Origin of the sequence: Bradyrhizobium sp. Ec3.3, from assembly GCF_000472925.1 — a bacterium.
In the GTDB taxonomy this organism is placed as follows: domain Bacteria; phylum Pseudomonadota; class Alphaproteobacteria; order Rhizobiales; family Xanthobacteraceae; genus Bradyrhizobium.
On record NZ_AXAS01000028.1, the window covers coordinates 100097 to 112264 of the forward strand.

General features: G+C 60.1%; 9 protein-coding genes. 2 read left to right on the forward strand and 7 right to left on the reverse strand.

Annotation, left to right across the window (positions count from 1 at the left end; all coding sequences use genetic code 11):
• Positions 1 to 60 precede the first annotated feature (60 nt).
• The 5 genes from YUU_RS0124820 to sfnG form a co-directional block, all read right to left on the reverse strand.
• Positions 61 to 1395: an ABC transporter substrate-binding protein gene (locus tag YUU_RS0124820; protein WP_027524820.1), complete on the reverse strand. Its 1335-nt coding sequence runs from the start codon at positions 1393 to 1395 to the stop codon at positions 61 to 63.
• Positions 1392 to 2399: a branched-chain amino acid ABC transporter permease gene (locus tag YUU_RS51670; RefSeq protein WP_371260502.1), complete on the reverse strand. Its 1008-nt coding sequence runs from the start codon at positions 2397 to 2399 to the stop codon at positions 1392 to 1394. The genes YUU_RS0124820 and YUU_RS51670 overlap by 4 nt, the downstream gene beginning before the upstream one ends.
• A 72-nt stretch (positions 2400 to 2471) precedes the next feature.
• Positions 2472 to 3359 carry a branched-chain amino acid ABC transporter permease gene (locus tag YUU_RS0124830; protein ID WP_027524821.1) on the reverse strand — a complete coding sequence of 296 codons (888 nt, stop codon included), beginning with the start codon at positions 3357 to 3359 and terminating at the stop codon, positions 2472 to 2474.
• Positions 3359 to 4288: an ABC transporter ATP-binding protein gene (locus YUU_RS51675; RefSeq protein ID WP_084801540.1), complete on the reverse strand. Its 930-nt coding sequence runs from the start codon at positions 4286 to 4288 to the stop codon at positions 3359 to 3361. The genes YUU_RS0124830 and YUU_RS51675 overlap by 1 nt, the downstream gene beginning before the upstream one ends.
• An 11-nt stretch (positions 4289 to 4299) precedes the next feature.
• Positions 4300 to 5406, reverse strand: a complete 1107-nt coding sequence (sfnG, locus tag YUU_RS0124840) for a dimethylsulfone monooxygenase SfnG (protein WP_027524822.1) — start codon at positions 5404 to 5406, stop codon at positions 4300 to 4302.
• A 1706-nt stretch (positions 5407 to 7112) separates the two neighbouring features.
• On the opposite strand from sfnG, the gene YUU_RS56625 reads away from it, so the two are divergent.
• Entirely contained in the window at positions 7113 to 7448 is a 336-nt protein-coding gene (locus tag YUU_RS56625; RefSeq protein WP_245288084.1) for a helix-turn-helix transcriptional regulator, read from the forward strand.
• Positions 7435 to 8718, forward strand: coding sequence for a type II toxin-antitoxin system HipA family toxin (locus YUU_RS0124855; protein ID WP_027524824.1), 1284 nt, complete (start codon positions 7435 to 7437; stop codon positions 8716 to 8718). The genes YUU_RS56625 and YUU_RS0124855 overlap by 14 nt, the downstream gene beginning before the upstream one ends.
• 728 nt (positions 8719 to 9446) lie before the next feature.
• Here YUU_RS0124855 and YUU_RS0124860 read toward each other — a convergent pair.
• Positions 9447 to 10508: an alpha/beta hydrolase gene (locus tag YUU_RS0124860; protein WP_156944500.1), complete on the reverse strand. Its 1062-nt coding sequence runs from the start codon at positions 10506 to 10508 to the stop codon at positions 9447 to 9449.
• Positions 10509 to 10510: 2 nt separating this feature from the next.
• Positions 10511 to 12085: a bifunctional 3-(3-hydroxy-phenyl)propionate/3-hydroxycinnamic acid hydroxylase gene (locus tag YUU_RS0124865; RefSeq protein WP_027524826.1), complete on the reverse strand. Its 1575-nt coding sequence runs from the start codon at positions 12083 to 12085 to the stop codon at positions 10511 to 10513.
• Positions 12086 to 12168 lie beyond the last annotated feature (83 nt).

Here is a 12168-nt window from a genome sequence, read left to right on the forward strand (position 1 = left end):
TCCATCCCAAGGCGGTACCGTTGCGCGGGCTGACGCTCCCGAAAGGTACCGCCTATCCCTTCACCACTGGCTCACCGGATCATCACCGGAGGTACGGATCTTGATGCCATGCTCCTTGGCATAGGCCGTCGACGACTTCTCGATGATCGGCCGGAGGAACGCCCAGTCGGGCGCGATCCAATCCGAGACGACCTTCCACTTGCTGCCGTCCCATTGCTGAAACGTGACACGGCCGTCACCCTCATGATTGTTCCAGGTAACGTTGATCGAATGAAACAGCCCCTTCGCGCCCAGTGCTTCCACCCGCGCCGGATCCAGCTGGAGGTGCTCAAAGCCCCAGCGAACCTCGTCGCCCGTTAGGGTGCGCTTGCCGAACTTGGCCTGCGCGATCCGGACAGCTTCGACATTGAGGATACCGTTTACAATCCCGAGATTGTGGTAGACGCTGCCGATCCGCTTCTTGTCGTCGAGATTGCCCTTGTTCGCGCCGTAGACGGTTTTGATCACCTCCTGCAGCACCGGATATTCGGCGCCGGACGCCTGGGTCGTAATCGCGATATAGCCCTTGGCCGCATCACCCGCGGGAATAACGTCTTCCTCGGAATTGGACCAAACATTGCCGATGATGTGGTCGGCTGGGAAGCCGACCTTTTGTGCGGTCTTCAAGGCCACTGGATTCATCACGCCCCAGCCGCGCAGTACCACATAGTCCGGCTTTTCCCGTCGGATCGACAGCCACTGCGATTGCTGCTCGTTGCCCGGATGCGGAACCTCGATCTGCTCCAGGCCAAAGCCGTACTTGTCCGCGAGCAGCTTATAGATTGGGATCGTCTCCTTGCCGTAGGGCGAGCCATGATAGAGCACGACGATCTTCTTGCCGTTCAGCTTGTCCGGGCCGCCCTCTCTCGAAGCGATATAGTTTATGATTCCAGAGGTCTCGCTATAGGGATTGAGCAGCAGCGGAAAGACGTAAGGAAACACCCGGCCATCGGTCGAATCGGTACGACCATGGTTGATCGTGATCAGCGGCACCCTATCCTTGGTGATGCGGTCGATCATGGCATAGGCGATGCCGACCGACAGTGGATTCCACGCAGCGATGCCGGGACGGTTCTTCAGCCGCTCATAGACCTCTATGCCGCGCTCGACTTCGTATTGGGTCTCGCCCTCATCCCAGGTCAATTTCACGCCATTGACGCCGCCATCGCGGATGTTGATCAGATTGAGGTAGTCGATGAAGCCGCCAAAGAAGCCGGTGCCGCCGGCGGCATAAGGACCAACGCGGTAGCTCTGCAGCGGGAAAAACTGTTCGTCGGCGTGGGCCGCCGGCGTACTGGCAAGGCCGGCGGCGAGTACCGCCCCCATGATCAATTTGAAGCGTCTTAGTTTGCTCATTGCAAGCTCCTTTGAGTAAGAGAACAAGTCGGCGCTGCCGTGCGCCTTGCAGACCAAAGGGTAGACCAGGTGCGATCCCATAAGGCGATCAGCCCGCGTGGTTCTGCGATCAGAAACCCAATGATGAGCGCACCGATCACGATACGTTGGCTCATCTCCAGAATGCCGGAATCAAAGACGCTGCCGAGCAGAGCCGCCCCGACGCGCGACAGCAGAAGCGGGAATACAACGATGAAGGCCGCCCCGATGAAGGAGCCGCGCAACGAGCCGAGCCCGCCGATGATGATGATGATGAACAGAATCTGGAACGAACGGTCGAGATTGAAGCCGGCCGGCTCGACTGTGCGCAAATAAGCAAAGGCCCAGAGAACGCCGGCAACGCCGATAAGAAAGGACGAGATGCCGAAGGCGAGCAGCTTGGTTCGAAGCAGTGGCACGCCGATCACTTTGGCCGCGACCTCATGGTCGCGCACCGCGATGAAGTTACGGCCTGACTGGGATCGTAGCAATCGCAGTGTCAGCAAGGTCGAGATAACCACGATCGTTAGCGAAAAGACATACCGCTCCGCAGCGTTCGTGAACGAAATGCCCGCAATGGTTAGAACGGGTGCATCGATCACGCCGGACGGATTGTCGTTAGAGAACCAGCCGAATTTGGTGAGCGCCCATTGAACGAAGAATTGTGCAGTGAGAGTCGATACCGCCAGATAGAACCCCCGCAGCCGTAGGCTGGGCAATCCGAACAGGATCCCAACGGCAGCAGCGATGCCGCCCGCCAGCACCAGATCAATCAGCAGCGGCAAGCTCGGGATGCGGAGATGAAGGTTATAGGCAGCGTACGCGCCGACCGCGAGAAAGGCGGCCGAGCCGAGCGAGACCTGTCCGGTGTATCCGGTGAGAACGTTGAGCCCCACGGCGGCCAGTGCCAGCGCCAGGAACGGCGTCAGCACTGCATCGAGCAGATAGTCGGATCCGACGAACGGAACGACACCGTAGGCGACCATCAAGACAATCGCGCCCCAGAGAGTTTCGGCCGACGGACAGCTTGATTTGCTGGAGGCGGGAATCGCCATTGCCTATACCCTCTCCACCAGCTTCTTTCCGAACAGGCCCGATGGCCGGATCAAGAGGAGCGCAAGTGCCGCGACGTAGGCTACCCAGGTCTCGATGCCACCTCCAAAGGAGGGCCCGACATAGACTTCGGCCAATTTCTCGATTGCCCCAACCACAAGCCCGCCGACGATCGCGCCTAGGATGGAATCAAAGCCGCCGAGCACCAGCACCGGCAGCGCCTTCAACACAACCAACGACAGCGAAAACTGCACACCGAGCCGCGCGCCCCACAATAGCCCGCCGACCAGCGCCACGATCCCGGCCACTGTCCAAACTGCGGCCCAAACACGTGGCAGCCGCAGGCCGACTGCAAGCGCTGCAAACTGATCGTCAGCGACCGCACGGAACGAGAGTCCGGTGCGGGTGTAGCGAAAGAACAGCGCAAACACCGCCACCAGGCTGCCCGCAACCGCGGCCGCGAACAGGTCGAACCGGCTGATCAGCACGCCGGCGACTTCGAATGTATCACTGATTCCGATGTCGAGCCCATGTACTTGCGTGCCCCAGAGGAGCTGTGCGGCGCCTTCGATCACGTAGGAGAGCCCGAGCGTCGCCATGAACAAGGTGATCGGGGGCTGGTTGACCAGCGGCCGCAACACCGTGCGCTCGATGGCGAGGCCCAGTACGATCATGGTGGCCAGCGTTGCCACGAGCGCCGCGGGAAGCGACGCGCCGCGTTCAACCAGGCTGACAAAGGTCAGCGCCGCGAACAGCAGCATCGCGCCTTGGGCAAAATTGAGTACGCCGGAGGCCTTGTAGATCAGCACAAAGCCGATCGCGACCAGGGAGTACATCACTCCCGACAGCAGGCCACCAATCAGCACCTCAATGAAGAACTGATAGTCGAACATCAAATCGCAAACTCCATATCGTTCCCGTGGTCGCCGAGATAGGCATCGATCACGGCCGGATCGGCTCGGACTTCCTCAGGGGTGCCGTCGGCTATCTTCCGTCCGTGGTCGAGCACGGCCACGCGGTCGGACAGCCCCATCACGAGGCCGATGTCATGCTCGATCAGGACAACGGTGGCCCCGAAGCTATCGCGGGCTTTGCGCACGTAGTGCGATAACTCCTGCTTTTCGGTCAGCGTCACACCGGCGAATGGCTCGTCCAGGAGCAGGAGCTTTGGCCGGCCCACCAGCGCCCGCGCAAGCTCGACGCGCTTCTGCACGCCATAAGGCAGCGTTCCGGCTAGACTGTCCTGAACGTGATCGAGATACAGGAAGCCGATGATCTCCTTCGCCGCCGACCGGTTCTCCGCCTCGATCCGCCGCGCCAGCGGCGAGCCAACGATCTGCCGCAGAAAGCCTGCCCGGACACGGTGCGCAAGCCCCATGAGCACATTGTCGAAGACCGAAAATCCCTTGAACAGGGCGAGATTCTGAAATGTCCGCGCCACGCCGTGGGCGGCGAGCTTTGACGTCGGCACCTCACGGAACGAATGCTCGCCGAACCACACCTCGCCTTGATCGGGACAATAGAGTCCGCTGACGACATTGAGCAGCGAGCTCTTGCCGGCCCCGTTCGGCCCAATGACCGCACGGATTTCGGCCCCGGCGACTTGTAAATCAACATCGCGCAGTGCTGCGACACCGCCGAAGCCCAGCGAGATGTTCGAAAGTCCGAGGACCGGACTTTGAAGCGTAACAGGCTCCGCGCGGCTCACAATCGCCTTGCCGCGCTCTTGCCTCGCGTGACGGACATGTTTGTCGGGAGAATCGTCCTCCAGACCAAGCGCAGCCGCTCCTGTCGCAATCCCCGCCACTTGGCCCCCTTCCATAACGAACTCGATTATTCGGCAGCTTGCGCCCGCACGGGCGCGCTCGCCTCGAGCTCCCGAACGAGTGGGATCACATGCTTGCCGAAATATTCGACCTCTTCCTGGAAATGGAGGAAGCCGAGCAGGATCAGATCGGCACCAGCGCCCTTGAGCTCGATAATGCGTTCGGCGACCTGTTGCGGGGTTCCGATCAGGTTCGAGCGGAAGCCATCATTGTATTGAACGAGGTCCTGGAAGGTGGATTTGGCCCAGTTGCCCTCGCGCTCGGGGCTGGCATTGCCGGCATTCTGGACCTCGTGGTGGAATCCGCGGACCGCATCGGGGATCGCCTTATCGATAATCTCCTGCAAGACCTCCTTGGCTTCATCTTCTGTTTGCCGGACGATACCGAAAGCATTGATTCCAATCTTAGTGCGCCAGCCCTTGCCGAAAGCCTGTTCCTTGGTCCTGATGTCCTCAACCTGGGCCTTCAGGCCGTCCGGCGTATTGCCGTTGGTGAAATACCAGTCGGATACACGGGCTGCCATGTCGCGGGCTGCTCGCGAAGAACCACCCTGAAAGATCTCCGGCAACGGATCGAGCGGCTTTGGCTTGAGCGAATAGTCGTTGAACCGATAGAAGTCGCCTTTCAGGGTGAAGCTTTCTTCGGTCCAGATTCCACGTAGCGCGGTGATGAATTCCTCCGAGCGGCGGTAGCGCTCGTCATGGTCCAGCCAGGGCTCGCCGATCGCATGGAATTCGCCGCGGAACCAGCCCGAGACGATGTTGACCGCAACGCGTGCATTGGTGAGCTGGCTGATCGTCGCAATCTGCTTTGCCGCAAGCGCCGGGTTCCAAGGTCCGGGAAGGAGAGCGGCGATAACCTTGAGCTTCTCGGTCGCGGCAAGGAGCGCGTGGGAGAAGCTGACGGACTCGTGCTGCTTGTCGGCGCCATAACCTGCGGTGAACCGGATCTGGCTTAAGGCATAGTCGAAGCCAGACTTCTCGGCGATTTGAGCAAGTTTGCGATTGTAATCGATATCCCAGCTGGTGCGCTGCTCGATCGAAGAAATCACAAGGCCGCCGGATACGTTCGGCACCCAATAAGCGAATTTGATCGGATTGTTGCTCACAGTCATCCTGTTTGTCCCTCAAGAATTAGGCTTGCGTGGAGAAGAGCGACGATCTGAGTTGGGCAGCGTTGTGCCATCACGCCCATCAAGACGGGCGCGGCTCACGTGTTGTCATAGTCGTCGTTTAGGCTATTGATTCAGAAGCGCGCTACAGCCGTCTCAGATACATTCCTGTGCGCGCGCGCATTTCAGCCGCTTCAACACAGGCACGCGCAACAGCATCGACCAGCTGTGGGCTTGGTCAAATCACTCAACTGATCGACGATATTGTTGCGCATCATGAGCGTCCCCGGCTGTCATCATTGCGTGACCATCGTCTCAGAGAAGTCTCGACTACGCGAGTCGAAGACGAACTATTTTTCCGACGTTGGAGATAATCCGATTTTGTAATTTTTCATCAGACGCGACGTTTATTGCGCGAATGAGAACCCTCACTGGCTGAATGCCTACGACCTTGTCGCAAAGCTCACGATCGTCAGCCGACGTCTCTCTTGTTCGTCGAAAGGACTTTCGCCGATTTTCTGACAGTCAGGAGCACTCTTGCTTATTGTCCCATAAGCTTTTCTAAAACCCTCGCCATGCCCCTTCTCGGGGCAACGCACGCACCCGCTAGGATCACTGGTCCTCGCGATTTCGTCTGCATGCTGGAGCGGCCTTTTGACTGGCTGCCGAGGTCCGCATGCTGCTCATCAAGACCAGCTGTCGCAAGCAAAACAGACATCTGGAGCGCTCGACGGGGGGATGCCTTCGTACCGCCGTGGCTGGACGCTAACTCATGCCATGCGCCATGATGACAGGCAGACGCCTCGCGGCGTCGCGCCTTGAGATGTTCATCGCTCATGGAACGGTTTTTCATTAGTGACCGTCCATAGGAAACAATCATGGGATAGCGCACGAACCATGTCCGCCGCCGACGGCGAGCGGATCGTGCAACTTTGGATCGCGGCGGCGTCTATGCTTGTGTGCGCTCCCGCCGACATCGGCGCTCTCATCTGCGACTGGGGCAAGCGCCTCAAGCTTGATCAGTCAACGCTGGCCAAACGCATCGGCGGTGATCGAAGCCGAGCACGGTCACCCGCGTGCAGAGCTGCAACTGGTGCTCCGAGCCCTCGGCGCCTCGGACTTTGGCCTGGATGCAAGGGACGAACCAATCAGTCCTAGCGCGTTCAAATCCCGCGTCGACATCCACGCCATCGCGACAAGAGCCAGAACCAGAAAGAGCACCCTTGTTTGATCCGTTCGGTGGGCTATCCGCGGCCGGTCGATTGAACGATGGACGAGGCTCTGCCTCTCAGTGGCGAGCTGGACGCCACCGCGACGAAGCGTTCAATGCCCCCCACATTCATGGACGGCGGCTAGGGCTGACCCTAGTTGGTGAGCCGGTGCGTCAGGATTTGGTGAGGGGCGCTGGTCCGCGACCTTGTCGAGCTAAGTCTCGGGTAACGCCGGTACAGTTGGGTGGGTAGCTTGCTTGTAGCTTGCTCGCGTTAACAGCCCAGCAAAACCCATGCAAGTTAGGGGGAAATCGCCGCCGCATCGCCGCACTCAATAGACGGAGGGATTCCAAAATGGGCTTTGTCCATGAATCTATTGGCTTACTAATGAGCCATCTCTACGTATTGCGGTCTATTTATAGATCAAATCATTGACAATTCTCGATTTGGGCTATAAATGGCCCAGTTGGGGGCATAAGGTCCATTAATGGCTCAGTGATGATGAAGAAAACGAGACCCTATTCCCGCTACGCAAAGGAGGCGGCTGTCCTTTTAGGTCAGCTCATTCGTAAGGCGCGCATCGACCGGAAGATGACGGCCGAAGAACTCGCCGACCGCGCGGGCCTTTCTCGCGGACTCCTGCGGCGAATCGAGAACGGAGATCTCGGCTGCACGCTGGGCGCCGTCTTCGAAGCCGCCGCTATCGTTGGCGTGCCGCTGTTTGCTGCCGATGAACGCGCTCTGACCAGCGCTCTCGCATCGAATACAGCCGTAATGACGCTGATGCCGAAAGCCGTCCACACACCGCGCGCGAAACCCGATGACAGCTTCTGACAAGAAGCCGACTGAAACCTATGTGTGGGTCTGGCTGCCCGGCGAGACGGTGCCGGTCGTAGCCGGCCGCTTGTTCGCTTCGGGCAATCAGTTCCTCTTCAACTACGGCCAAAGCTATCTCGCGCGCAACAACGCGATTGCACTCTACGATCCGGAATTGCCTTTACGCCGCGGCACCATTCCACTGACGCCGGGGCTGATGATGCCGAATTGCATCCGCGACGCCGCCCCTGATGCCTGGGGTCGCCGCGTCATCATCAATCGCAAATTCGGGAAGAGCGGCAAGGAGATTGATGCGGCGGAGATCGACGAACTTACCTATCTGCTCGAATCCGGCTCGGACCGCATTGGAGCCCTCGATTTTCAGTCCTCCGCAGAAAAGTACGTCCCGAGGGAAGCTTCAGCGGCCTCGCTCGAAGAGCTTCAGGCCGCGACCGCACTCGTCGAAAAAGGAGAGCCGCTGACGCAAGACCTCGATCGCGCGCTCCTGCACGGAAGCTCGATCGGCGGCGCCCGGCCCAAGACGGCGATTACTTCAGACAGGACGAAGTACATCGTCAAGTTCTCCTCGCAGAACGACCTTTACAATGTCGTGAAAGGCGAGTTCGTGGCCATGCGACTGGCCGCCAAAGCGGGGCTCGCCGCAGCTTCGGTCAGCCTCGAGCGCGCCGCAGGCAAAGATGTGCTGCTGATCGAGCGCTTTGATCGGAAAAAGGCCAATGGCGGATGGGAGCGCCGTGCCATGGTGTCAGCCCTGACCCTGCTTGGGCTCGATGAACTGATGGCGCGCTACGCAAGCTATGAAGATCTTGCCACCATTATCCGCCACCGGTTCACCTCGCCCAAGGAGACGCTACGCGAGTTGTACGGCCGGATGGTGTTCAACATCCTGTGCGGCAACACGGACGATCATGCCCGCAACCACGCGGCGTTCTGGAATGGAAAAGATCTTACGCTGACGCCTGTCTACGACATCTGTCCACAAACCAGGACGGTCGGAGAAACAACGCAGGCGATGCTTATCGTAGGCAATCACCGCACGAGCCAAATTTCAGTTTGCCTTGAAGCGGCTCCGTTGTTCCTGCTCAACAAGAATGATGCCGTCGACCTGATCGCTCGCCAGATCAAGACAATCAAGACATCCTGGAATGAGGTATGCGACGCCGCATCGCTGACGGAGGTCGACCGCAATTTCCTCTGGGGACGCCAATTCCTTAATGCGTTCGCCTTCGTCGATGCTCCTGCGGTTCTCGCCGAACTTTCCGACTGAAGCCTGTCTTCATCGCCGAGGGGCGACAGCATCCCACGCGCGCGCCGGAGCCCACAGCTGCGGCACGGCCGCGTCGAGACATTTGCCGAGCATATCTGACCGCCGAGGCCGTCGGGCCGGCTCGCTAGCAATCAAGCCGTCAAAAAAAATACACAGAACGGTATTTCTAGGGCTCTTTCTGCGCAGTTGGCACGACTCTTGAGTTTCTCTCTTTGCGCAGCGGCAGGAGGGGCTGAGCAGCATCTTTGACTGATTTTCTCATTTGAAAGGAGACAACAATGAGGACGGCGATTGTGCTGAGGCACGGGAAGCAGGGCCCCGAGGTCCTAGAACTGTGCCGGCACCTGGCTGATTAACGCCGCGAGCCGGCGAATACGGAGCGAAGAGAGTCGGCTCGGCGCGCCTCGTGCAAGTGCTGCTCAAAGTCCTCTGACCCGGACCGCCCCACTTCCTGCTGTTGCAACATGGCATCGTCGGCCTGCCAATGACCTGGATCGAATCGATTGGAATAGTTTAGGTCCACACCAACCCTCCGTGTCCGAAGTCAAATCAGATCAGGTTGCCTACCCCGCCTGGCTGTCGAGAAGCTGACGAGCCCCGCCCTCCAACGCAGAAAGGCACACCTTGAGTGCAGGCGACTCTGCTTGAGTGCAGGTGGCCGAGCCGTTCGTGGACCCGACGCTCGAACCGGCTTGGCCCGATGCGAATCTCGCTCCAGCCGCTTCCGGCTACAATCTGAGCACCGCGCTAAACCAGTCCGCTGCTAGCGTGTTTCGCTCGTCCCGATGGTTATAGAGCGTGTGCTCGCCGTCTGGCCAGGACTTGAGGCGCGATCGGGGATCGGTGTTGCCTTCGAGAAACGCACTCTGAGATCCCGGTTTGACCAGCGCATCGGCGCCGCCCTCCAGCACCAGCGTCGCGCAGGCGATAGAAACGCGGCCGTCGAAGACAAGCGCGGAAACGCGCTCGGCAAGCAAATCCGGATCGTGGCAGCCGAACATCGCGGCGAGTTGCTCTTGCGCCGTTCGGAACGGCGGCACCTCCGTGCGCGCCGGCGCACCATTAATGCAGCAGGCGCGCACGCGGGTGTCGCGGATGGCGGTGAGTGCCGCGAGCAGCCCGCCATAGCTGTTGCCCCACAGCCCAATCCTCTGACCAGGCGAACGCATCAGGGCAAGATCGACGAAGCGGCTCAAACCGCTTGCGACGTCCTCATCGGCGAGGATGCCTCCCTCAAGCCTGCTCTCGCCCTGCCCGGGACCATCTACCAGGAAACACGCGATCCCTCGCGCGCAGAGCGCTTCCGCCATCGAGCGATAGGCCGTGGACCAGCCACTCATGCCCCCTAACACGATCACGCTCGCACGGGTCCGCTCCTCGACCGGTTGAAAGTGCCATCCGAACAGCGTCCCCTGCCGGTATGGCACTTCCACCTTCGTCGCCGGGTAATTCGACAGCGCAGCAAAGCGCGCGAAGCACTGGGTCATCCGGCGATAGAGCTCCCGCTTACGGTCGCCATCCGCATTGAAGGCCATTTGAGCAAAGATCAGGCTCACAGCAGCGGCGTGCCAGCTTTCGCGGGCAAGCGCTGCGTCATCGGCCACCTCGGCAAGGCGCTCCTCCTCGTGCGCCATCTCTTCAAGCACGAGGTCCCAGGGCCTCCCCTCGCGCACCCGCTGATGTGCGAGCTGTGCCTTATCGCGCGTCATGCCATAGTCGACCATGCGCGTGACCGACATCGCGCGGCACAGTGCCTCGATTTCTTTGGCCTGTTCTTCGGATATCGCCATGTTCACGCTGCCAAGGCCGTCGCGCGCCACGACAGCTTCTGCTGGAGATTTTCCACAAGGTCGGCGACGTCCTTCAGCCCAGCGGCAAAGCCAAACAGATTGGTGTCCGGACGGGTGACCATCGCGGCAGCGTTCTTTCCGGCGAGACAAGATGAATAGGTTCCATCGATATCGAGCATACGTTCAACGCCGGCGCCGGCATCGTCGGCGAGCGTGAATGCGCGACAGCCGAGACTCCTAAGAAAGCCCATCCGCGATGGGCCAAGAATAGCCGCTGGATTGCGTTCAGCAATGAGTGCGAAACTGTAGCCGACCTGGTCGTCGAGCCTTGCAATGCGATCGCCGATCCTGACACGCCCCTGCGGCGGTACCGAGCCCACGGCCTTGCCCCAGGCGGCGCGACGGTCGTCCTGGATGATGCCGGCGGAAAGGGACGGAAACGGCGGCGGCGGCGGGAACAGATTGAACCGGAAAGCAAGATCACGGAAAAACGCGACCGTGCGGCTATGTGTATTGGCGATTTTCCCCAACATCACCGCCGTGCGCATGATGTGGGCGACATGTGGACGGCGCTCGGGCTCGTAGCTCTCAAGGACTTCCGGTGAAGCGACGTTTCGGAGCACGAGATCAAGCTTCCAGGCGAAATTCGCGGCGTCCCTGATACCGGAGCAAGCGCCCTGCCCGAGATAGGGCGGCATGGTATGCGCGGCGTCGCCTCCCAGGAACACCGGCCCGCTACGCCAGCTCTGCGCCATACGGCATTCGAAAGTGTAGACGATCTGCCTGATGATCCGAAGGTCGTCGGGGCCGACATCGTGATATTGCTTCAAGAGTCTCCACGCGCTCTCCGCCCGCTCCATCTCGTCAGTGTCCTCGTCCGGCAGCAGCGCAAATTCGAACCGCTGCCGATTTGCGCCGATCGGCAGGAACATGTGGCCTCGTGCCGGGTCGCAATACTGCTTGGTTTCTTCGAAGCTTGCGGGAAGCGGCCGCTTGCGCTCCCCGTCGATATTGAGCCAGCGCTCGTTGAAGCCGGAGTCGTCGCGCTCAATCCCGAGCGCGGTCCTCACGAAGCTCCTGGCACCATCGGCCGCAAAGACGTAGCGCGCGTGCGCGGTTTCCGCGGCGTCGCCCGCCCTTAGCACGAGTTCGACCTTGCCGGCTGAAATCTTCAAGCCGGTGAGCTCCACCCCCTGGCGCACCGTTACATTCGGCAAGCTGCGCACCTTGCGGTCGATCGCCGCCTCGATATCAGGCTGATGAATCGAAATATGCGCCGGAAATCCCATCGGCAGGCTAGGAATATCGACGACATCGACCAGCCGCTTTCCTTTCGCGTTATAGAAAATGTAGGACTCGATCGGCGATGAGTCCCTGAGCGCCTCCTCGATGTCGCATGCGAAGCTGAGCAGCCTTGCGGTCTCTGCATCGATGTGCGTCAATCGCGGAAGACCATAGAGAGAGGGCCATCGCTCGACGACCAGGACGCGGTGGCCGAGCTGCCCCAGGAGCGATGCCGCCGTCAGGCCCGTCGGCCCATATCCGATGACGGCGACATCGAAGTCGGTCTGAGCCATGAACGTCCTCCCGGCTTTTTTTGCAGCTTGTGATACTGAGAGGCATTGGTACAATCGATTGTCTTTATGAGCCATATCTATAG